Genomic DNA, 23962 nt, shown 5'->3' with positions numbered 1-23962 from the left:
GGGCTTCTCCGTGTCGCAATCTGACAAAAATCGCACGACAGTAGAGATACATAATCGACTTTATACAATTAAGGGAGACGAGCCAGCCCACCATATAAGAATGGTTGCTAGTCTCGTTGACCAACAAATGCGTGAAATGAAAGAGACGAACCCAGGTTTAGATACAGCAAAACTAGCTGTTCTAACTGCAGTAAACACCATGAATGACTATGTGAAATTGAAAGAAGAGTACATGGAAGTAATTGATTCTAAAAGGAAAGATGAGGATCGTTTGAATAATGATTGATTTACTGTTAATTGCTATCTTAATTTTAGGGTTTTTTATTGGAATGAGAAGAGGGTTTGTCCTACAACTCTTCCATATGACTGGGTTTATTATAGCTTTTATTTTCGCAGTCATTTACTATGATGATTTGGCTCCGAAGCTGGAGTTATGGCTCCCATACCCAGACTTACCGGAGGATCAAGCATGGGCTGTATTTCTGAACTCTCTACCATTAGAGGGAGCATTCTACCATGCCGTAGCGTTTGCTGCACTATTTTTTGGTGTAAAGATCATTCTACAAATCGTAGCATCAATGCTAGATTTCCTAGCAGACTTACCATTAATAAAGTCTTTTAATGGCCTTTTAGGAGCAGGTCTTGGTTTGATCGAGATGTACTTTATTGTATTTATCTTTTTATATTTAGCTGCACTTGTGCCGATTGAGTTTGTTCAAGACCTTATTGATAACTCATTTGTTGCACAGACTATGATCGAGCATACACCTTTATTTTCTGAACAAATCAAAACGATGTGGTTTGAACATGTCTCAGAGCATTTTAATCAATAACTTCTCTTTTTTGGAGAAGTTTTTTCTTTATTAATGTAAAGCAGGTGAACAAGATGAAGGTTGATAAAAAACAACTTATAAAAAAATTAGAACAAATTGCTGTGTACTTGGAGTTAAAAGGGGAGAATCCTTTTAAGATTTCTGCTTATCGAAAAGCAGCCCAAGCCTTAGAATCAGATGATCGTTCTTTATCTGAAATAGACGATTTCACGAAAATGAATGGCATTGGAAAAGGTACCGCAGCTGTGATTCAAGAAATTATTGAAACAGGTGAATCTGAAACGCTTACCCAATTAGAGCAGGAAGTACCAGCAGGGTTGATTCCATTGCTACAGCTTCAAGGTCTTGGTGGGAAGAAATTAGCTAAGTTGTATCAAGAACTAGGTGTAACGGATGCTACCTCGTTAAAAGAAGCTTGTGAAAAAGGAAAAGTACAACAGCTTAGTGGTTTTGGTAAAAAGACAGAAGAAAAAATTCTGCAAACCTTAGAGGAAGCCAATCAACGACCTGAACGTTTACCTATTGCGGTTATGCTCCCGCTTGCAGAAAAGATCGAGGGGTACCTGGAAGATATAAAGGGCATTGAACAATACTCCCGAGCGGGTAGCTTGAGGCGTATGAGAGAGACTATAAAAGATATCGACTTTATTTTATCTACAAATGATCCTGAAAAGGTACGTGATCAACTGTTAGGAATTGATAATATTAAAGAGGTCGTGGCTCAAGGAGAAACGAAAGTATCTCTAGTTCTTTCTGAGGGGTATGACATCGGCGTAGATTTCAGGCTTGTGAAACCTGAAGAATTTCCAACAACACTCCACCACTTTACAGGCTCTAAAGATCATAATGTGGCTATGCGTCAGCTTGCCAAGGATCAAGGTGAAAAGATTAGCGAGTATGGAGTAGAAAATAGTGAAACAGGAGAAGTGAAGACATTCTCATCTGAGGAGGATTTTTTCGCTCATTTTGGCCTGAATTTTATACCTCCCGAGGTTCGGGAAAACAATGGGGAAGTAGAAGCATTTCGTCAAGAAGTATCCTTATTGCAGCATAAAGATATTCGTGGAGATCTTCATATGCACACAGCATGGAGTGACGGTGCTCAATCATTAGTAGAAATGGCTGAGCGTGCACGTGAAAAAGGGTATGAATATATCGCGATTACCGATCACTCGAAGTATTTACGTGTTGCCAATGGACTAGATGAAACCCGTCTTCGTAAACAAAGAGAAGAAATTGATAAGTTAAATGAATCTTATGATGATTTTTATATTTTTGCTGGTATTGAAATGGATATAAAGCCTGATGGCACACTTGATTTCTCTGATGAGTTTTTAGAAGAGATGGACTTTGTGATTGCATCGATTCACTCTAACTTTAATCAGTCTCAGGAAGAGATTATGAAACGTCTCGATCGTGCTTTTGAATGTCCACATGTGAACCTTATCGCCCATCCAACAGGTCGTCTTATTGGGCGTCGGGATGGTTACAGTGTAGATATTGACCAGCTTATTCAGAGAGCGAAAGAGACTAATACAGCATTGGAATTGAATGCAAATCCAAATCGTTTAGACCTTTCTTGGCAATACTTAGAGAAGGCACAAGATGAAGGTGTGTATATTTCAATTAATACAGATGCCCACAACTACCCAATGCTAGAACATATGGAGATTGGTGTGGGAGTTGGTCGGAAAGCAATGCTTCGTAAAGAAAATGTATTAAATACTTGGACAAAGCAGCAGCTTGAAGACTTTTTTAACAGTTCAAATGAATAGTGTTACTTAGTGACAGCTAGCTCCCTGCATGATTTGAAAGAAGGCAGGTAAAGAAGTAACAAAGGGGTAAAAGTCATGAATGATCGTATCTATCATGTATTAGAATATAAAAAAATTATTGAGCAATTAGCAGAACAAGCCTCTTCTTCCTTAGGGAAAGAACAGGCAAAAAAATTAAAACCATCTACTGATGTCGATGAGGTTCGCAAGTGGCAAAAGGATACAGATGAAGCGGCTCATATTTTCCGCTTAAAAGGTCATGTTCCTCTGGGAGGCGTATCTGATATTCGTCCAAACATTAAGCGCGCATCGGTTGGTGGCATGCTACAGCCTGAAGAATGTATGGATGTTGCAAGCACCATTTATGGTGGCAAGCAGATGAAAAAATTCATAGAAGAGATAGAGGATGTCGAGATCCCTATTATGCTTGAGCTTGTAGAACAAATTGTTCCGTTGAGTGACTTGGAGCGAACGATTAAAAACCGTATTGATGAGAATGGAAAAGTAATGGATGGAGCTTCTGAAAAGCTCCGTACTTTGCGTTCCAGAATCAGAACATTTGAAGGTCGTGTACGAGATAAATTAGAAGGGTGGACAAAGTCGAAAAGCAAAATGCTTTCTGATGCGATTATTACGATTCGAAATGATCGTTACGTTTTACCTGTAAAACAGGAGTATCGTGGTAATTTTGGCGGAATTGTTCATGACCAATCAGCTTCTGGTGCGACGTTATTTATGGAACCTCAAGCAATCGTAGAGTTAAATAACTCTTTACAGGAAGCTAAGGTTCAAGAGAAACATGAAGTAGAACGTATTTTAATCGAGCTTTCAGAACGTATTGCAGCAGATGAAGGATTTCTTTATCAAAATGTTGAAGTGTTAGCTCAACTGGACTTCATGTTCGCAAAAGCTCGTTTAGGAAAAGACATGCGTGGTGCCATGCCTGGTATTAATGATCAAGGTATTATCAAAATGAGACAGGCAAGACACCCCCTTATCGAAGAAGATGAAGTCGTTCCGAATGACGTAGATTTAGGAGAAGACTTTTCCTCCATTGTAATTACAGGCCCTAATACGGGTGGTAAAACCGTAACGCTAAAAATGGTTGGACTATGTTCATTAATGGCTCAATCAGGATTACAGATTCCAGCTCAAGATGGCTGTGAGATGACGGTATTTGATAACATATTTGCTGACATTGGAGATGAACAGTCGATTGAACAGTCCTTGAGTACGTTCTCTTCTCATATGACCAACATTGTGGATATTTTGAGCAAGGTTGATCATAAATCTCTTGTTCTCTTTGATGAGCTTGGAGCAGGAACAGACCCTCAAGAAGGTGCGGCGTTAGCGATGTCTATTTTAGACGATGTAGTAAGCCGTGGCGCTCGTGTTATCGCCACGACACATTATCCTGAACTGAAGGCATATGGCTATAATCGCGAAGGTGTCATTAATGCTTCTGTTGAGTTTGATATTCAAACGTTAAAACCAACATATCGTTTATTAATTGGCGTCCCTGGTCGAAGTAACGCATTTGAGATTTCACGCCGATTAGGGTTACGAGAAAATGTAATTGAAAAAGCTCAAGAGCATATGGGTACAGACTCTAAAAGCGTTGAGAATATGATCGCTTCACTTGAAGAATCCAAGCGCGGAGCCGAAAAAGATTATGAGGAAGCTGAAAACCTTCTTCAAGAAGCTCAAGACATGCACCGAGAGCTTGAACAAAAGTGGGCAGATTTTGAAGCTAAACGTGAAGAGCTCTATAAAAAGGCTGAAGAAAAGGCTCAGAAAGCCATTGAAAAAGCTCGACATGAAGCCGAAGAAATTGTTTCTGAAATGCGTCAGATGAAAAATCAAGCGGACATGAAAGAACATGAATGGATTGAAGCTAGAAAGATGCTTGATGAGGCTCAACCAGAGCTGGCAAAGAAACAAGTTAAACAAGACAAACAACCAAAAGCCAAACAAACCCAACCTGAATTACAAGTTGGGGATGAAGTGAAAGTACTTTCCTTAGACCGAACTGGACACATTGCTGAAAAAGTAAGTGATAAAGAATTCCAAGTTCAGCTAGGAATTATGAAAATGAAAGTGAAAGCGAAAGACCTTGAGTTTATCAAGCGCGAGGAACCTTTAAAGGAAAAACCAATGGCGACGGTTAAAGGTTCAAGCCACCATGTAAAACCTGAGCTTGATTTACGTGGAGAGCGTTATGATGAAGCACTGCGTCGATTAGAAAAGTATTTAGACGATGCATTACTTGCAGGATATCCGAAAGTTTCAATTATCCATGGTAAAGGAACTGGGGCTTTACGAAATGCAGTTGAACAATATGCGAAAAAGCACCGTTCAATTAAGTCCTCTCGATCTGGTGGAATGAACGAGGGTGGCGGAGGCGTAACCGTTTTAGAGTTAGGTTAAGAATAGAAATACGATATTCACCTATTAAGGTGGATATCGGTGTTTCTTGTTATGTACATAGGATGACGTTAAATAAAGGGGAGGGCACGCATGGATTTTTGGGAGCATCCACTCATTGAAACGGCAGCTAGCTATAGTGTGGCGGTACTGTGTGGTGTTGTGTTTTTAGCGATATTTGAAATCGTAACGAAATACAGCAACTGGGAACAGATTCAACAGGGAAATTTTTCTGTAGCTATGGCGACTGGTGGTAAAATTTTTGGTATATCGAATATTTTCCGTTACTCCATTCAACACAATGATACTTTGCTACAAAGTATGGGGTGGGGACTATTCGGATTCGTCTTACTCTTATTTGGTTATTTTATTTTTGAATTTTTAACGCCAAGCTTTCGAATTGATGAAGAAATCGAAAAAGACAATAGAGCTGTAGGTTTTATTGCTATGATTATTTCTGTTGGTCTATCATTTGTGATTGGATCAAATATTGGATAAGGGAGAGAGCACAACGTGGAAACCTTAGCAAAAGTGTTAGGGGTCGTTTCGGCTTTGTTTGTTATTATTGGAGTTATATATTTGATGTTGTAGAGCTGAACGAGCATTGAATTGTAAATCAATTCAGTGCTCTTTTTATTCTCTTAAAGCCCCCTTATCTTGAAGACTTGAAATCGAGATATATTGTGGTGGAGGTCCGTTGCTTTTGCGAGAGTAAGGGGATCGGTGAAACGGCAATACTCCTGCGGAAGACCGGCCGAGCTTCCTCGTTCGCAAGCTCTCTGCGGGATCTCGTCCGCCCTTTCTACCGCGGGAGTTTGCCGTTTCCCTCACCCCTTTGCTGGTATGTAGATTAACGGACCCATAGCTGAGATCGTTTGATTTCAATCTTAAGGAAACTGTATTTCAGATCCTAAAACCCTCTACATATAAAGCTTTAGGTCACTTGAATGCAAAATGATATAACCACAAATTCAAAGTCAGAAAACCGTACGATAGCTGCGGTTTCGTTATTCACCATTCGGCTAAGGTGGGCTGTGGAACGGGTTGACTCCAGCGGTCAAACGGGCTAGCGAGACCCCGCAGGGAACAGAGTGACTGAGGAGGCTCGATAGTTCGTCCGCAGGAACGCCACCCGTTCCACAGCCCGCCGCTCTGCATAAACGCAACGGAACCACTCCACACCTTATTCAACATTCCTGCCATAACACTATCATTCTTATTTGAAAAATTTCATCAATATTTATTAAAATCTAACCATTTTTCCCCATTGAATAATTAATATTTCAAATATTCAGTCATAATGGTTATAATAGAAGTAGGTCTATAATCATAAAGGGGGTAACTGTATGAGTGAGTTAAATGCGCGTCCTTGGGTAAAGCATTATCCTGAAGAGATCTCGCCAACGATTGAGTATGACGAAAAACCGTTGCACGTATTTTTTCAAGAAACTGCTGAAGAATTCCCGAAAAAGAAAGCGCTTCATTTTCTGGGGAAAGAGCTAACATATGAAGAGCTATATGATCAGACGAAAGCATTTGCTAGCTATTTGCAGGATTTAGGGTTAGAAAAAGGAGATCGGGTATCGATTATGCTTCCGAACTCTCCACAATCCGTCATTGGTTATTACGGAGTATTAATGGCAGGTGGTATCGTTGTTCAAACCAATCCGCTCTACATGGAGCGTGAGTTAGAGTACCAACTGAAAGACTCTGGCGCAAAGATGATTCTTTGTCTAGACTTGTTATATCCGAAAGTTTCGAATGTAAAAGGAAATACTGACCTACAGCATGTTATTGTAACAGGCATCAAAGATTACCTACCTTTTCCTAAAAACCTCATCTATCCTTTCATTCAGAAGAAACAAAACGGTATAGTGGTACATCCTGAACATGCAGATGGCACACATATTTGGAAACGTGTACTCGAGGAAGGAACCGGTAACGTAAAAGAAGTGGATGTATCACCTAAGGAAGATTTAGCCTTATTTCAGTACACAGGTGGAACAACTGGTTTTCCAAAGGGTGTTATGCTTACACATTATAATTTAGTAGCAAACACTCAAATGAGTCAAAATTGGCTGTACAAAACAGAAAAAGGGCGAGAGATTGTGCTAGGAGTGCTCCCTTTCTTCCATGTATATGGAATGACAGCTGTTATGAATTTATCCATTATGATGGCATCTAAGATGGTATTACTTCCGAAGTTTGAAGTAGAGGATGTTCTTAAAACCATACAGAAACAGAAACCAACTCTGTTTCCTGGAGCACCTACAATCTACATTGCATTATTAAACCATCCAACATTAAAAAAATATGATCTATCTTCGGTTGAAGCTTGTATCAGTGGCTCTGCACCTTTACCAGCTGAAGTTCAAGAACAGTTTGAAAAAGTTACAGATGGTAAACTAGTAGAGGGATACGGACTAACTGAAACATCACCTGTCACCCATTCAAACTTTGTATATGCTGATCGATTAAGTGGAAGCATTGGTGTTCCTTGGCCGGATACAGATTCTAAAATTGTGACACCAGATACTTTTGAGGAAGTTGATGTTGGTGAAGTTGGGGAAATTGCTGTTAAAGGCCCTCAAGTTATGAAAGGCTATTGGAACCGTCCTGAAGAAACGGACCAAGTGATGAAAGATGGTTGGTTCCTTACAGGTGATTTAGGTTATATGGATGAAGAAGGCTACTTCTACGTTGTGGATCGGAAAAAAGATATGATTATCGCAGGTGGATTTAATATCTATCCTAGAGAAGTAGAAGAAGTCATGTATGAAAATGAAGCAGTTCAAGAAGTTGTAGTAGCTGGCATCCCCGACCCATACAGAGGAGAGACAGTTAAAGCATATGTTGTTCTTAAAGAAGGCTACCAGTTAACTGAAGAAGAGTTGAATGCATTCTGCCGTAAGCATTTAGCAGCCTATAAAGTTCCTCATATTTATGAGTTTAGAGATGAGTTACCTAAAACAGCAGTTGGTAAAATTCTTCGCAGAGCTTTAGTAGATGAAGAAAAAGAAAAACAAGCTCAAGCAAATGAAAAAACCATTTGAGCCTCGTGCTCTTTTTCTTTGCACGTTAAGAAACTATAAAATTTTAGCAAAGAAGCAATTCGACGTAGTGAAAATTTTGAAAGAATGAAGTATAAGTGCAACTAAGCCTCTGTCTGCGCCTTAAAAGGCTTGCCAATCGGCAAGTTTTCTTTTCAACAGTTTAGGACAAGTCCCCTGGTGAATTGACAACGGAAATGGGTTTTTGTAAAATGAGAGTGAATGACCATTCATTCATTTTTTGCTATTGTTTATGACTTTAAATGCAGTAAGGGGATCAAGATGAAGAAGAATCGACCGAAGTATAACCAAATTATAGATGCAGCCGTAGAGGTGATTGCTGAAAATGGATACCATTCTTCACAGGTATCCAAGATTGCCAAAAAAGCAGGCGTTGCTGATGGCACCATATATTTATATTTTAAAAACAAAGAAGACATTCTCGTCTCTCTTTTCCAAGAAAAGATGGGAGAGTTTATTAGTAGCATTGAAGATGAGATTAAAACCAAATCCAATGCAAAACAGAAACTACTAACGTTAATTGAAATGCATTATAGTCAATTAACAAAAAATCACCATTTAGCCATTGTGACTCAGTTGGAATTACGCCAATCCAACAAGGAACTACGCCTTATGATCAATGATGTATTAAAACCATATTTAGAACTTATTGACCAAATCGTGCAAGAGGGCATGGATGAAAATTTATTCGATTCTTCCCTTGATCTACGCATAATCCGACAGATGATTTTCGGTACTTTAGATGAAACAGTCACAAATTGGGTGATGAATGATCAAAAGTATGATTTAATGAAGAAAGCGAAGGAAATCCATGAACTCTTTATAAATGGATTAGCTCAAAAATAAGGGATAAGGGAGGATTACATTTTGGACTACTTGCACTTTGAAGCACAAGGAAATGTTGCTGTACTTACTGTTCAGAGTCCACCAGCCAATGCGTTAGCTTCGTATATTTTAAAGGATTTATCCACTGCGCTTGATCGCATACAAGATGATCCAACATACAAAGCTGTGGTTTTAAAAGGAGAAGGGAAATTTTTCTCAGCAGGGGCTGATATCAAGGAATTCACTTCCCTACAGGAAGAAAGTGAATATAGTAAACTATCAAGACAAGGACAAGAACTTTTTAATCGAATTGAAAACTTCCATATTCCTGTAATCGCTTCAATTCATGGAGCTTCACTAGGAGGCGGCCTCGAGTTAGCCATGTCTTGTCACATGCGTATCGTAACCGAAGATGCCAAACTAGGATTACCTGAGCTTTCTTTAGGTATTGTTCCTGGTTTTGCTGGGACGCAACGACTTCCTCGCTATGTTGGTCAGCCTAAAGCCTATGAAATGATTTTAACAGGCGAGCCGATAAGTGGAGTGGAGGCAGCTTCATTGGGTTTAGCAAATAAAGCAGTACCTCAAGAACAATTAGAAGAAGAAACTATGAAACTTGCAGGGAAAATTGCCGCTAAAAGTGGACCTTCTGTTCAAGCTATTATGCGACTGATCCCATACACGAATACATCGCTTTATGAAAAGGGTCAGCTAGAAGAAGCAGAAGAGTTCGGGAAAGTATTCGGCAATGATGATGCTAAAGAAGGCGTTCAAGCCTTTATTGAGAAACGTAAGCCAAATTTTAAAGATCAATAGTACTAGGGGGTATCATGATGAACATTTTTGTATTGCTGAAAAGAACATTTGATACGGAAGAAAAAATTATGATTGATGGCGGCCGCATTGAAGATGAGGGCGCAGAATTTATCATTAACCCATACGATGAATACGCAATAGAAGAAGCGATCCAATTGCGTGATGAACATGGCGGAGAAGTAAGCGTTATCACAATTGGTGAAGAGGAAGCTGAAAAGCAATTACGTACTGCGCTAGCAATGGGAGCAGATCAAGCTTACCTTATCAATACCGAAGATGACTTAGAAGAAGGCGACCAGTTTACAACGGTTAAAATTCTTGAGGCTTTCTTCGAAGATAAAGAAGCGGATATTATTCTTGCTGGTAACGTAGCGATTGATGAAGCAAGTGGTCAAGTAGGTCCTCGTCTTGCTGAACGTTTAGATATTGCTTACGTAACGACCATTACAAGTATTAAGGTCGATGGTGAAACCGTTAACATTGAGCGCGACGTAGAAGGTGACGTTGAGAAAGTAGAAACAAAACTACCTCTACTTGTTACATGTCAACAAGGGTTAAACGAACCACGTTATCCTTCTCTTCCTGGTATTATGAAGGCGAAGAAAAAGCCTCTTGAAGAGATTGAATTAGATGATCTTGATTTAGATGAAGATGATGTAGAACCGAAGACGAAAACAATTGAACTATTCCTTCCTCCAGAAAAAGAAGCTGGTAAAGTTCTTGAGGGCGAAGTCGATGATCAAGTAAAAGAACTTGTAACCTTACTACGTGACGAAGCAAAAGTACTATAATTGTTAACTTGAAAGGAGAATCTTTATGAGTCGAAAAGTACTTGTTATTGGAGAAGTTCGTGAAGGAGAACTACGTAATGTAACATTTGAAGCAATAACAGCAGCAAAAACAGTTAGTGAAGGTGGAGAAATTGTAGGCCTTCTTCTTGGATCAGATAATCTTGAAGATATGGGGAAAGAAATGATCTATTACGGTGCTGACCGTGTTGTTACCGTACAAGATGATCAATTAAAGAACTATACTTCAGATGCATTTGGTCAGGCAGCCATGGCAGTCATTGAAGATGAGGACCCAGAAGGTATTGTAATGGGACACACTGCAATTGGTAAGGACCTATCACCTAAACTTGCGAGCAAACTTGAAACCGGTCTCATTTCGGATGCCATTAACCTAGAGGAGTCTGGCGACAACTTAGTGTTTACTCGCCCAATATACTCTGGTAAAGCATTTGAGAAGAAGATCATTACAGATGGTGTCATTTTTGCTACAATCCGTCCAAATAACATTAAACCATTAGAGCGTGACGAAAGCCGAAGTGGAGATGTAACAAGTAAGGATGTCGATATCAAAGACTTACGTACAGTTATTCAAGATATCATCCGCAAAACTTCAGATGGTGTAGATTTATCCGAAGCTAACGTTATTGTTGCTGGAGGTCGTGGTGTAAAAAGTTCAGAAGGCTTTAAGCCACTTGAGGAACTTGCGGAAGTGCTAGGTGGGGCTGTTGGTGCATCACGTGGTGCTGCAGACGCTGAATACTGTGATTATTCCCTGCAGATTGGTCAGACGGGTAAAGTTGTAACACCAGACTTATACATTGCATGCGGAATTTCTGGTGCTATTCAACACCTTGCCGGAATGTCTAACTCTAAAGTAATCGTAGCAATCAATAAGGATCCAGAAGCAAACATCTTTAATGTTGCTGACTATGGTATCGTTGGGGACTTGTTTGAAGTTGTCCCTAAGTTGACTGAAGAGATTAAGAAAATAAAAGTGAATGCATAAGGAACACATTAGGTGTTGTAACATATAATTGTTACAGCACCTTCGTTTTACGCTAATGTAGTTTGTGTTTTCATAAATCCTAGGCATGAATCCTTTTTAATGAGGGTATAGTAAACATAAACAGATTGTTAGCGTATGTATGTATGGAATGATATACTTTAAAAGGATTTTGATTTACACGTAATTGAGGAGGAATTCACATATGTCAATCGTACAGGCAACAGATCAAAACTTCACACAAGAGACAGGTAACGGCCTTGTCCTAGCAGATTTCTGGGCACCTTGGTGCGGACCTTGTAAAATGATCGCTCCAGTACTAGAAGAACTAGACGCTGAAATGAGCGACAAAGTGAAGATTGTTAAGTTAGATGTTGATGAAAACCAAGAAACCGCTGGTAAATTCGGCGTAATGAGTATCCCAACACTACTTCTATTCAAAGATGGAAAAGTTGTGGATCAAGTAGTTGGCTTCCAACCAAAAGAAGCACTTGTTGAATTAATCAACAAACATTCCTAATGAGTAAAACAGCCTGGCCTCCAGGCTGTTTTTTAATGGGCATATTTACGACTATGTCCTTATAGTCGCGATCTTACGCTATTTGCTTTACACTATAGAGATAGACACACTTTATGGAGCGATGTTCTTTAACGGGGGAGTGATATCAGTGCAGGACAACATAAGAGAGAAGCTCGCTGTACTTCCGGCTCAGCCAGGCTGTTATATTATGAAAGATAAGCATGGAACAGTAATATATGTAGGAAAGTCAAAGGTTCTTAAGAATCGTGTGAGATCTTATTTCACGGGTGCTAATGATGCGAAAACCCAACGATTAGTACAGGAAATTGTGGATTTTGAATACATTGTCACTTCTTCAGAGATGGAAGCTCTCATTTTAGAGATGAATTTAATAAAGAAATACGACCCTAAATATAATGTTCTTTTAAAGGATGACAAAAGTTATCCGTATTTAAAGATTACCGGCGAAAAGCATCCAAGGCTTATCGTCACCAGAAAAGTGAAGAAAGATAAAGGGAAATATTTTGGACCCTATCCAAACGTAATTGCAGCTCGTGAGACAAAACGGTTACTTGATCGACTGTATCCACTGCGCAAGTGTAACACAATGCCTGACCGCGTATGCTTGTATTATCACATGCACCAATGTCTTGGACCATGTGAATACAAAGTGACAGATGAACAAAACCGAGATATTGTTAATGAAATTACAAGATTCTTAAATGGTGGGCATAAAGAAATCAAACAAGATTTAAAGGATAAAATGCAAAAGGCATCAGAAGAACTTGAATTTGAACGTGCCAAAGAACTACGAGACCAAATTCAACACATTGAGTCTGTTATGGAGCAACAAAAGATGACCTTAAACGATCAAGTTAATCGAGATATTTTTGGTTATGCCTATGATAAAGGCTGGATGTGTGTTCAAGTCTTTTTTATTCGTCAGGGAAAACTTATCGAGCGTGACGTATCAATCTTTCCGTTTTTTGATGATGCTGAAGAAACCTTCTTAAGCTTTATAGGACGTTTCTATCTTCATCAAAATCATCCAAAACCCAAGCAAGTTCTTGTTCCTGTGGGAGCTGATAAAGACATGCTTAAAGAGTTGTTAGAGTTAGATGTTCATATTCCTATGCGAGGCCGAAAGAAAGAACTCGTAGAACTCGCTATGAAAAATGCTCAGATTGCATTGGAAGAAAAATTCTCGCTAATTGAACGAGACGAAGAGAGAACGATTAAAGCAGTAGAAGAATTAGGGGAAAAGCTTCATATTGAAACACCACACCGTATAGAAGCTTTTGATAACTCAAATATTCAAGGAACTGATCCAGTTTCAGCAATGGTTGTGTTCATAGATGGTCGACCCGAAAAGAAAGAGTACAGAAAGTATAAAATTCGGGATGTAGAAGGACCGGATGATTATGACACGATGCGTGAAGTCATACGTAGGCGATACAAACGTGTGGGAAAAGACGGTTTACCTCTTCCGGATCTTATTTTTGTGGATGGGGGTAAAGGTCAAATGAGTGCTGCCATGGAAGTACTCGAAAATGAGCTTGGATTAGACATTCCATTATGTGGCTTAGCCAAAGATGAAAAGCACCGAACAAGCGAATTGTTATATGGTGACCCACCCCAAATTGTAGAAATGGATCGTCAGTCTCAAGAATTCTATCTCATTCAACGCGTTCAAGATGAAGTTCACCGATTTGCAATATCCTTCCATAGGCAACTTAGGGGGAAAGGGGTTATTCAATCTGAACTTGATCAAATTCCTGGAGTAGGTGAAAAACGAAGAAGGTTGTTGCTTCGTCATTTCCATTCTGTGCAAAAGATAAGAGAATCGTCAGTTGAAGATATCACCAAGTTAGGCATACCCGCTAATGTAGCGACCACAATGTTAAATCACTTAAGAGAAAAGGAAGCTGAACAAGAGCTAGAACAGGAACAAGAAGAAGAGTAGCTGTTAATCTTAAAAGGATAACAGCTACTCTTTCTGTTTATACTAGAAGAAGCAGGAGACCTATGTCTTTAGGGTATTGAATTTTATTGCTTTACAACTTGAAAATCTACTGTCTTTTTTCGAGGTTGGCAGGTGTATGCACACTCTGCAAGTTCATTCGTGATTAACGAAATTTGTTCAGCTAAAAATCCAGCCTCTAATCGAAAACAGTAATTCGTTTCATATGTAAGACGTTTTGCTGTTAAATCGCCAGATAAAGTAAATTGGTACTCATTTTTCTTTTCTTTATTAAGAGAAAGGTGATCCCATCCCATAGCACCAAAGAATGTGCCGATTTCATCTAATGATGAGCAAGGGTAGGATTTAGCCAAGTTTCGACCTATAAAATACAGAATAGAATCCGCTTCTTTACCTAATAGGTCAGGCAAAACTTTAGTTCTTAATATTTCATGTCCTATCGTCGATGAAGGGATATCCCTAAAGTCATCGAATAACTTCGCAATCTGGTCATTCATGTCGTTTCATCCTCTCTTTCACTATTATTACAGTGTTAAAGGAAGTTCCGCAATAATAAGAGGAAAGATTTCCTTTTTTATTATTATTTTTCGTTCGAATGTAGGGGATTATTAAAACAGTCGTCATTGCTTTTCTTAATACCTTGACGCCTACATTGGATAGAAGTACAATATACATGTCACAAATTGTACATTTTAACAGATGAATGAAAGGGAAAGAATTCTTTTCCTTTATTTTTTGCGTGTTGGTAAAGCGCTTTATTGTCTGAAAATGTCGAAAATGTACACGTATTTATTACTCGAGGGGGGTAAAAGTCACACCATGGCAGCAAATCGTGAATTTTTTTACCGAAGATTACATTCACTACTAGGAGTTATACCAGTTGGAATCTTCTTAATCCAGCACTTGGTGGTTAACCATTTTGCAACGCGTGGGGCAGAGGCATTTAATGATGCTGCGCACTTTATGGAGAGCCTACCATTCCGTGTGGTGTTAGAACTGTTCGTTATCTTTATACCACTCTATTTCCATGCTATTTATGGAGTTTACATTGCCTTTACGTCTAAGAACAACGTTTCAACTTACGGGTACTTCCGTAACTGGATGTTCTACCTACAGCGTATTTCAGGGATTATTACATTAATCTTTGTAACTTGGCACGTATGGCAAACACGTATTCAGTACGCATTAGGAAATGTAGAAGTGAATTATTCATTAATGGAAGGCATTTTAAATGATCCATTTATGTTGTGGTTCTACATAATCGGTGTGGTATCAACTACATTCCACTTTGCTAATGGATTATGGTCTTTCTGCGTAAGTTGGGGTATTACATTGAATCCACGTTCACAGCGTATTGCTACGTATGTAACGATGGCGATTTTTGTGGCATTAAGCTACGTTGGTATTGCAGCAATTTTTGCATTCGTTTCCTAATATCTTATTAGGTTTAATAGATCGTTTAGACAAGTTAGTCGAGAAACTAAGGGAGTGAGCATTAAGAATGAGTAATCAGAACATCGTAGTCATTGGCGGTGGACTAGCCGGACTAATGGCAACCATTAAAGCCGCAGAAGCAGGCGTACACGTTGATTTACTTTCACTTGTACCCGTTAAGCGTTCTCACTCTGTTTGTGCACAAGGTGGTATTAATGGTGCGGTCGATACAAAAGGGGAAGGTGACTCTCCTTGGGAGCACTTTGACGATACAGTATATGGTGGAGACTTCCTAGCGAACCAACCACCAGTAAAAGCTATGTGTGATGCAGCACCAAGTATTATACATATGCTTGATCGTATGGGTGTTATGTTTAACCGTACACCTGAAGGATTGTTAGACTTCCGTCGTTTTGGTGGAACACAACACCACCGTACTGCTTATGCAGGTGCAACAACAGGACAGCAATTATTATATGCACTAGATGAACAAGTTCGTCGCCATGAAGTGGCAGGCCTTGTTACGAAATATGAGGGTTGGGAATTTCTATCTTCCATTATTGATGAAGAAGGAATTAGCCGTGGCGTTATTGCTCAGAATATGAATTCTCATGAGATTAAAGCCTTTAAATCAGATGCGACAATTATCGCAACAGGTGGACCTGGAATTATTTTCGGTAAATCCACAAACTCAGTTATTAATACAGGTTCTGCAGCGTCTGCGCTTTATCAACAAGGTGCTATTTACGCAAATGGTGAATTCATTCAAATTCACCCTACAGCGATCCCTGGTGATGATAAACTTCGCCTTATGAGTGAATCAGCTCGTGGTGAAGGTGGACGTGTATGGACATATAAAGATGGAGAACCATGGTATTTCCTTGAGGAAAAATATCCAGCATACGGAAACCTAGTTCCACGTGATATTGCAACTCGTGAAATTTTTGATGTTTGTGTACGTCAAAAGTTAGGAATTAACGGAGAGAACATGGTTTATTTAGACCTTTCTCACAAGGATCCTAAAGAGCTTGATGTTAAGCTTGGTGGAATCATGGAAATTTACGAGAAGTTCGTTGGTGACGATCCTCGTAAAGTACCGATGAAGATCTTCCCTGCTGTTCACTACTCTATGGGTGGTCTATATGTTGATTACGATCAAATGACGAACATTCCAGGGGTATTCGCAGCTGGTGAGTGTGATTTCACTCAACACGGAGCGAACCGCTTAGGAGCAAACTCTCTTCTATCTTCCATTTTCGGTGGTATGGAAGCAGGACCAAATGCAGTTAAATACCTGCAAGGTCTTGAAAAATCCGCAGAAGATATTTCTTCAACTCTATTTGATGAGAAATTAAAAGAAGAGCAAGAGAAGTTTGAAGAACTAATAAATATGAATGGTAACGAAAATGCTTACCAAATTCATAAAGAGTTAGGCGAATGGATGACTGACAACGTGACAGTTGTTCGTGAAAACGACAAACTTCTTGAAACAGATAAGAAAATCCAAGAGCTTCAAGAGCGTTTCAAAGATATTAACATTAATGACACGACTCGTTGGAGTAACCAAGGTGTTATGTTTACACGTCAATTACAGAACATGCTTCAGTTAGCACGTGTCGTTACACTTGGTGCTTATAACCGTAATGAGAGCCGTGGAGCCCATTACAAACCTGAATTCCCTGATCGTAATGATGAAGAATGGTTGAAAACAACAAAAGCTAGTTACGATCCAGAAAAGAACGCCCCGGTATTCAGCTATGAAGATGTAGATGTGTCTCATATCGAGCCACGTAAGCGTGACTACTCTAAAAGCAAAGGGGGTAAAAAATAATGAGTGAAGAAAAACGTATACAACTCGTTATTACACGACAGGACGATCCAGAGTCTGCTCCATATGAAGAGAAGTTCGATATACCCTATCGTCAAAATATGAACGTCATTTCTGCTCTTATGGAAATTCGTCGTAACCCAGTAAATGCAAATGGTGAAGCAACGACTCCTGTTTATTGGGATATGGGCTGTCTTGAAGAAGTATGTGGTGCTTGTTCCATGAAAATTAATGGAAAGCCTCGCCAATCTTGTACAGCGCTAGTAGACCAATTAGAGCAACCTATTCGCTTAGAACCAATGTCAACATTCCCTGTAACACGTGACTTAGCTGTAGATCGTAGCCGTATGTTCGATTCCTTGAAAAAGGTTAAAGCATGGGTTCCGATTGATGGCACATACGATCTTGGACCAGGTCCGCGTATGGCTGAAAATAAACGCCAATGGGCTTATGAGCTTTCCAAGTGTATGACATGTGGTGTATGCTTAGAAGCTTGCCCAAATGTGAATAGTAAATCTGACTTCATTGGTCCGGCTGCTATTTCACAAGTTCGTTTATTCAACGCTCACCCAACAGGTGCTATGAATAAAAATGAACGTCTTGAAGGTTTAATGGGAGAAGGTGGACTAGCTGAATGTGGTAACTCTCAGAACTGTGTTCAGTCTTGCCCTAAAGGAATTCCTTTAACAACATCCATTGCTTCTATGAACCGTGAGACTGCTTTACATTCATTCAAGAGCTTCTTTGGAAGTGACCATAAAGTATAAAGTAGATAAAAGCCTTTCCTATATGGGAAGGCTTTTCTTTTACTATAATTTTCTGCATTGTGTTAATATTTAACTATTATAAAAGTGTTTGAATATTTAAGGGGGAAGGAAAATGAAAAAGTTATCTTACGTAGATCACGCTGAAGAATGGTTGAGTCAGTTTTCTTTTTACATACCGATTAAAGTAAGGTTTTCTGAAACTGATATGTTTGGGCACATGAACAATACAGCACCATTTGTTTATTTTGAAGAGGCTAGAATCGAGTTTTTAAAGTCCGTAGGCATGTTTGAAGACCTAAGCTCTAAAGCGGAAAGTGTACCTGTTGTAGGTGATCTGCAATGTGATTTCCATCAACAAATATACTTTGATGATCAGTTAAGGTTGTATGTGAAAGTAGAAAGTATGGGGCGTACCTCGTATGATGTCCATTATTTAGCCAAAAATCAGCATGACCATGTTTGTTTAACAGGACGTGGACGTATTGTACACATCAATCCTCAAACAGGGAAACCTGTGGAGATTACCCAGGAAATAAAAGAGCAATTGACAACAGTGTAAGTTATTCTGCAAAATTCGAGCCTAACTTTTCACAAAGGTTATAGATGTTTTAACTAGCTCAGGCATATAGATCGAGCAGTTTTTTAAATGAAACTCTTTTATTTGCCTGTGCTTTTCTTTGTGTTCGTTAAACAAACCCCCTTTTGGTAGGTTTGTAAGGAAGTAAGTGAACGTGTATGATTAGGACTATAATAGTTACATAAAGAAGCTGTGAAGAGGATGTCCTTATGGCAAAGTCAGATTTCTTACAATTTAAACGTTATTATATATTTCCTGTTCTTGTACTCCTTTTATCGATCTACTTAATAAGTGTTATTTTAAGAACACCCTATGTTGGTATAGATGTTAATCAAACCAGAGGAGGACTTTGGCAGGTTTCAGATATTGCCCCTCATAGTTGGGCTGATAAGCAAGGAATCGAAGAAGGTACAACGATCCTCTCAGTGAACGGCATTCCTGTTGGGGATTTCCAAACTGTCAGTATGTTCCGGACAGTTGAAAAAGCAAGTTCAATTACGTTTTTAATTGATGGTTCAGTCACCCATTTTACTCGTATAGAAGATGAGGTAAGTTTGGATCAATGGTTGTTTTATATCATTTTCCCATCTTTATATAGTGGGATTATGTTGGTTCTTTCGTTTTTTATATTAATTCATAATAGAAATGATGAATCTGGTAAAAGATTGATCATGTTTTTGTTAACCACTGGGTTAGCCTATTTAGCTGCAAGTGGATCTTCTAGAGGAGATTATATTTCTTCAGTTATCTGTACATTTACCTTCTTAATAGCGCCAGCTTATTTACTGCATTTTATCGATGCATATTTTAGACAGATTGATGCACGGTGGTTTTCCCCATGGTTCTATCGCAGTATGAAGGTTGTCACAATTTTAGTGGTATTAATTGAATCTCTATTTATTATTATAGGCTATTATCCTTTGTGGGTACCAAGTTTGATTGGCTTTTTATTCCTTCTATTTATAATCGTAGCGTTAGTGATTGTTTTTTATGGAAATCAACGTTATCGGAAGTCACAGTTTGCACCTATTCTTCAATATCTAATTGCGGGTATATTTGTGGCGTTCTCACCATTTATGTTTTTATACCTATTACCTAATATATGGTTTGGCGTACCGATCATCTCAGGGGAAGCCTCTATCCTTTTCATCATGGTCCTGCCGATGGTGTTTATCTATTTAATTTCTGCAAAACGGTTATTTGATATAGACTTTGTGATGGGAAGATTACGATATTACGCCTATGTTTCCATTATCCCAACATCCCTTGTTGTATTAACTGTTATGCTCGTTGTAGATCATAACTGGGGTGTTCAGCATGTATTTTTGCTCTTTTTAAGTGTTATTTTAATTTTTGTTGTGTTCTTGTACATTAAAGAGATTTTTGATTATAAAATCCAACGAAACCTTTTCTCAGAGAAAAACAATTATCATAACAGTCTTCAACGTTTTGTTCATGATATGAAGCAAGAAACAAATCCAGTGGGACTTTTCCGACGTTTGAAACGAGAGCTAATTGATGTAATAGGCATGAAAGAGGTTGAAGTGTTTTCAAGAAATACCATTTCCAATTTCTTTTGTATGTATCAAGAAATACCTTTACAGTTAATGCATGAATGTGTGGATCGAGTTCAAAAGTTAAACGCTGATGTTGGCACTCTTGTTGAACTCGAAAAAAATAGAGGGTATGTTTTGGTTATTGGACATACCATGAGTAAAATTACGTATTTGTATTGTTCAGATAAACCAAACCAAACGGCGTTAAATTTAGATGAAAAAGCTTATTTACAGACGATATCTCACAATACGAACATTGCTTTAGAAAATCTTCTTCTAATTGAAGATTTGTTTCAAGAACTACAGCACGTAAGAAAAGATCGAAACCAACGCTACCCAGCATGGCTTTCTCGCTTATTATTCTCCTTGTCGGACCATCAAAGAAAAGAAATTGCTGTCGATTTACATGATTCAGTTCTACAAGAGCAGCTGTATTTATACCGACAGATGGATGATTATATTAGCAGGAAGCAGAATATTCCAAATGAAGTTCAAGAAAAGCTTATTCACTTTCGAGAACAAATGTTAGATAACATTCATTTAATCAGAGAAACGTGTAACGAATTAAGACCACCTTTTTTAGAGGAGTTAGGCTTAATTCCCTCTTTAGAAAATTTAGTGAATCAATACCAACTTCGGTCAAACTTCACAGTGCAATTTGAATCAAACCAGTTTCATATGGAGTTAAATAGTGAGTATGTACTTGGGATTTACCGCATTGTTCAAGAGCTGCTATCTAATGCCATGAAACATTCCTATGCAGATATGGTTTATCTTCAAATTACTAGTGAAAATGGAGATGTGAAAGTCCATTATCGTGACAATGGGGTGGGGATGGAAGAAAGAAATCAGATTGAATCCTATTCACACATGGGGCTTTCAGGAATTGAGCAACGTGTCAATGGACTTAATGGAACGTTTGAAATTAAAACAGCAAAGAATCAAGGGTTTGAGATGAACATTGTATTTCATGATGTTACAGATCAATTTGGAGGGGAGACACAATGGTTCGAATTTTAATTGTGGATGATCATCCTGCAGTTGGAACGGGTACCAAAACCATGTTAGAGCAAGAGCCGGATATGCAGGTTGATGTGATCTCAGATAGTCTGAAAGCTGAATCATATATTATGGAAAATGAATATGATGTCATGCTTTTAGATTTGTATATGCCTGGTTTAAATGGAATTGAGTTATCAAAAAAAATAAAAACAAATGATCCAGATATGAAAGTGCTTATTTATACAGGCTTTGATATTAACACGCACTTTAATTTATTGGTTGAATCAAATATTTCTGGCTTTGTTAGTAAAACAGCTACGAAGGATCAGCTTGTTACGGCAATTCGATGTGCTTTGCGAGAAGAGGTCGTCATTCCTTTACACTTGTTTAAACAATTGAGAAGAGCTGAAGCCCATGCAAGCCATGAACGTTGTCAGGGGAATGAAGAGGCTCTATCTATTTCTTTAAACGAAAAAGAACAACAAATTCTAAATGAAGTTTCAAAAGGACTTACGAACCGCCATATCGCTCAAAATCTTCATATGTCCCAGCGAAGTGTTGAATACACCTTAACAGGGGTGTTTAACAAATTAGAGGTTCGATCAAGAACGGAAGCCCTGATTAAAGCAAAAGAGTTAGGATTAATTTCAGAAAGCTAAAAAATGTATCATAGCTGATGGCACGGCTGAGCTTTCCCCTTCATAAGATATAAAGACTAAACCATTACCCTTCGATTTGCAGTTCTTAGTCAGCAAGGAGGGGTTAACGCTTGGAGGATAAAGACTACAAGCCAAAGCAGTTACTCACGAAACGGGAGAAGGAAGTTTTTGAACTACTGGTGCAAGACAAAACAACGAGAGAAATTGCTCAGGAACTTTTCATATCAGAAAAGACTGTTCGCAATCATATTTCAAACGCTATGCAAAAGCTTGGCGTTAAGGGGCGTTCACAAGCTGTGGTTGAGCTCCTTCGCATGGGGGAACTCAAGCTATAGAAGGTGCCGGCTTTCTACATGGAAGTCGGCTTTTATATGTATTGGACTACCATGCTTAGCAAAATAAGATTCTTGCATTTTCTAATTAAAACCGTAACAATGATGATAGGAATCTAGATGAGGGGGAGTAGCTCCGTGGACAATATAACAGTTCCAGAGACGACAATTGCTGATATAGAAAAAAAACTGCGCTATATTTCAGGGATTATCAAGCAAAAAGGTAGGGAAATATTAAATCAATACCCGATTACGCCACCGCAATTTATTGCCTTACAGTGGCTGTTAGAAACCGGGGACATGACGATAGGTGAATTATCTAACAAAATGTACCTTGCTTGCAGTACCACTACCGACCTAATTGATCGGATGGAAAAAAACGAATTGGTGGAACGAGTTCGTGATCCAAAAGATCGTCGTGTAGTAAGGATCCATCTTCTTGAAAAAGGTGAATCTATTATTCATGAAGTGATTTATAAAAGACAGGCCTATCTTGAACATGTACTTCGCAGTTTCTCGGGTGAACATATCAATATGCTCCGTGTGCTATTAAATGATATGCATGAAGAGATGATGGATGTACAGCAAGAAGACGAACATAACTAGCAAGATGCATAAAAAAAGAGGGATGTAGTGTGGACCGACCGATCGGCGTTATTGATTCAGGAGTTGGCGGATTAACCGTTGCCAAAGAACTAATGCGTCAATTGCCTAAAGAAGAACTCATTTACATTGGTGATACGTTACGATGTCCTTATGGTCCAAGACCGAAAGAAGAGGTAATGGAATATACTTGGGATATGGTAAACTATCTCATCAAAGAACGAATTAAAATGTTGGTAGTTGCTTGCAACACAGCAACTGCATATACTCTTGATCATTTAAGAGAACACTTAGCAATTCCTGTGGTAGGGGTTATTCAACCTGGTGCCCGTGCTGCGATTAAGACAACGAAAAATTCTAAGATTGGTGTTATCGGAACAGAAGGGACCATAAAAAGTAAAGCATATCCGAACGCTCTTCACCACATTAACCCGGATATGGTCGTACATGGTTTAGCTTGTCCGCCCTTTGTGCCAATGGTCGAGCAAGGACTCTTATATGGTCCAAGTGCGAAGAAAGTTGTTGAACAGGCATTAGCTCCTTTGAAACAAGGACACGAAATGGATACTCTTATTCTAGGTTGTACTCATTATCCGCTTATTCGAGAAACGATTCAAGATGTCATGGGTGATGAAATCTCTATTATTAGCTCTGGAGATGAAACAGCTCGTGAGGTTAGTGTGTTGCTAGAATACTATCAAACGTTATATCAAGGTCAACGTGAACCAGATCACAAGTTTTATGCTACTGGAGATCAACACTTATTTGAACAAGTGACCAATGCGTGGTTCGGTGACCACGTCGCAAGCATCAATGCAGTTACTTTGTAAGCCCTTCGTTTCGAAGGGCTTTTTAATTTGGTTAATTTGTTATATTGGTATGAAGTTTGTTCAGTATTATGGCAGTAATGTTGAATAAAGTGTGGAGTGGTTCCGTTGCGTTTATGCAGAGCGGCGGGCTGTGGAACGGGTTGGTTTCCTGCGGACGAACTATCGAGCCTCCTCATTCGCAAGCTCCCTGCGGGGTCTCGTCACTCCGTTCTTCCGCTGGAGTCAACCCGTTCCACAGCCCACCTAGGCCGAATGGTGTTTAACGGAACCGCCGTAGTTCTAGGATGAGGTGTTCTAATTCCAAGGTAGTATAATCCTATCATGACAAGGGTCTA

The 23962-nt window shown here is 39.0% G+C and carries 22 protein-coding genes; 21 read left to right on the top strand and 1 reads right to left on the bottom strand.

Translation table 11 applies throughout. The annotated features are described in order from the left end of the window. The first annotated feature begins 10 nt into the window (after positions 1-10). The 12 genes from zapA to uvrC all read left to right on the top strand — a co-directional run bounded on the left by zapA (position 11) and on the right by uvrC (position 14021). The gene (zapA, locus tag H514_RS0112235) at positions 11-286 is read left to right on the top strand and encodes a cell division protein ZapA (protein WP_027447225.1); all 276 of its coding nucleotides are present in this window, start codon (positions 11-13) and stop codon (positions 284-286) included. Further along, on the top strand, positions 279-833 hold the full coding sequence (locus tag H514_RS0112230) for a CvpA family protein (RefSeq protein ID WP_027447224.1): 555 nt from the start codon (positions 279-281) through the stop codon (positions 831-833). The genes zapA and H514_RS0112230 overlap by 8 nt, the downstream gene beginning before the upstream one ends. Before the next feature lie 53 nt (positions 834-886). Next, positions 887-2608 (top strand): DNA polymerase/3'-5' exonuclease PolX, encoded by a 1722-nt coding sequence (gene polX / locus H514_RS0112225; protein ID WP_027447223.1) that lies wholly within the window; start codon positions 887-889, stop codon positions 2606-2608. A gap of 75 nt (positions 2609-2683) precedes the next feature. After that, entirely contained in the window at positions 2684-5035 is a 2352-nt protein-coding gene (locus tag H514_RS0112220) for an endonuclease MutS2 (RefSeq protein ID WP_027447222.1), read from the top strand. Between the two features lie 90 nt (positions 5036-5125). After that, positions 5126-5530 carry a DUF350 domain-containing protein gene (locus H514_RS0112215; protein ID WP_027447221.1) on the top strand — a complete coding sequence of 135 codons (405 nt, stop codon included), beginning with the start codon at positions 5126-5128 and terminating at the stop codon, positions 5528-5530. An 848-nt stretch (positions 5531-6378) separates the two neighbouring features. Next, positions 6379-8085 carry an AMP-binding protein gene (locus H514_RS0112210; protein ID WP_027447220.1) on the top strand — a complete coding sequence of 569 codons (1707 nt, stop codon included), beginning with the start codon at positions 6379-6381 and terminating at the stop codon, positions 8083-8085. Positions 8086-8364: 279 nt separating this feature from the next. Continuing rightward, entirely contained in the window at positions 8365-8949 is a 585-nt protein-coding gene (locus H514_RS0112205) for a TetR/AcrR family transcriptional regulator (RefSeq protein ID WP_027447219.1), read from the top strand. A gap of 21 nt (positions 8950-8970) precedes the next feature. Continuing rightward, positions 8971-9744 carry an enoyl-CoA hydratase gene (locus H514_RS0112200; protein ID WP_027447218.1) on the top strand — a complete coding sequence of 258 codons (774 nt, stop codon included), beginning with the start codon at positions 8971-8973 and terminating at the stop codon, positions 9742-9744. A 17-nt stretch (positions 9745-9761) separates the two neighbouring features. Then, positions 9762-10535: an electron transfer flavoprotein subunit beta/FixA family protein gene (locus tag H514_RS0112195; RefSeq protein WP_027447217.1), complete on the top strand. Its 774-nt coding sequence runs from the start codon at positions 9762-9764 to the stop codon at positions 10533-10535. A 25-nt stretch (positions 10536-10560) separates the two neighbouring features. Beyond that, a complete protein-coding gene (locus H514_RS0112190; RefSeq protein WP_027447216.1) occupies positions 10561-11541 on the top strand; it encodes an electron transfer flavoprotein subunit alpha/FixB family protein in 981 nt (326 codons plus the stop codon). A 202-nt stretch (positions 11542-11743) separates the two neighbouring features. After that, a complete protein-coding gene (trxA, locus tag H514_RS0112185; RefSeq protein ID WP_027447215.1) occupies positions 11744-12058 on the top strand; it encodes a thioredoxin in 315 nt (104 codons plus the stop codon). A 148-nt stretch (positions 12059-12206) separates the two neighbouring features. Next, the gene (gene uvrC / locus H514_RS0112180) at positions 12207-14021 is read left to right on the top strand and encodes an excinuclease ABC subunit UvrC (protein WP_027447214.1); all 1815 of its coding nucleotides are present in this window, start codon (positions 12207-12209) and stop codon (positions 14019-14021) included. Positions 14022-14104: 83 nt separating this feature from the next. On the opposite strand, the gene H514_RS0112175 is transcribed toward uvrC, so the two are convergent. Next, complete coding sequence (locus H514_RS0112175; protein ID WP_051255129.1) at positions 14105-14536, bottom strand: YslB family protein; 432 nt, start codon at positions 14534-14536, stop codon at positions 14105-14107. 322 nt (positions 14537-14858) lie between these two features. On the opposite strand from H514_RS0112175, the gene H514_RS0112170 reads away from it, so the two are divergent. From H514_RS0112170 to racE, 9 genes are all read left to right on the top strand, one after another. Next, positions 14859-15473: a succinate dehydrogenase cytochrome b558 subunit gene (locus H514_RS0112170; RefSeq protein ID WP_027447212.1), complete on the top strand. Its 615-nt coding sequence runs from the start codon at positions 14859-14861 to the stop codon at positions 15471-15473. A 67-nt stretch (positions 15474-15540) separates the two neighbouring features. Next, on the top strand, positions 15541-17304 hold the full coding sequence (gene sdhA, locus H514_RS0112165; RefSeq protein ID WP_027447211.1) for a succinate dehydrogenase flavoprotein subunit: 1764 nt from the start codon (positions 15541-15543) through the stop codon (positions 17302-17304). Next, positions 17304-18068, top strand: coding sequence for a succinate dehydrogenase iron-sulfur subunit (sdhB, locus tag H514_RS0112160; protein WP_027447210.1), 765 nt, complete (start codon positions 17304-17306; stop codon positions 18066-18068). The genes sdhA and sdhB overlap by 1 nt, the downstream gene beginning before the upstream one ends. A 112-nt stretch (positions 18069-18180) precedes the next feature. Beyond that, positions 18181-18627, top strand: coding sequence for an acyl-CoA thioesterase (locus H514_RS0112155; protein ID WP_027447209.1), 447 nt, complete (start codon positions 18181-18183; stop codon positions 18625-18627). Between the two features lie 227 nt (positions 18628-18854). Then, positions 18855-21221 (top strand): ATP-binding protein, encoded by a 2367-nt coding sequence (locus tag H514_RS0112150; protein WP_027447208.1) that lies wholly within the window; start codon positions 18855-18857, stop codon positions 21219-21221. Then, positions 21206-21862, top strand: coding sequence for a response regulator transcription factor (locus H514_RS0112145; protein ID WP_027447207.1), 657 nt, complete (start codon positions 21206-21208; stop codon positions 21860-21862). Before H514_RS0112150 ends, H514_RS0112145 begins: the two co-directional genes overlap by 16 nt. Before the next feature lie 110 nt (positions 21863-21972). Next, positions 21973-22197, top strand: a complete 225-nt coding sequence (locus H514_RS0112140; protein ID WP_027447206.1) for a helix-turn-helix domain-containing protein — start codon at positions 21973-21975, stop codon at positions 22195-22197. A 117-nt stretch (positions 22198-22314) separates the two neighbouring features. Beyond that, a complete protein-coding gene (locus H514_RS0112135) occupies positions 22315-22800 on the top strand; it encodes a MarR family winged helix-turn-helix transcriptional regulator (RefSeq protein ID WP_051255128.1) in 486 nt (161 codons plus the stop codon). A 29-nt stretch (positions 22801-22829) separates the two neighbouring features. Further along, positions 22830-23627, top strand: a complete 798-nt coding sequence (gene racE / locus H514_RS0112130; protein WP_027447204.1) for a glutamate racemase — start codon at positions 22830-22832, stop codon at positions 23625-23627. Positions 23628-23962 lie beyond the last annotated feature (335 nt).

It is taken from the genome of Pontibacillus marinus BH030004 = DSM 16465 (assembly GCF_000425225.1).
Taxonomy (GTDB): Bacteria; Bacillota; Bacilli; order Bacillales; family BH030062; genus Pontibacillus; species Pontibacillus marinus.
The sequence above is the reverse complement of the archived record's forward strand: the minus strand, read 5'-3'. Positions and strand labels throughout refer to the sequence as shown.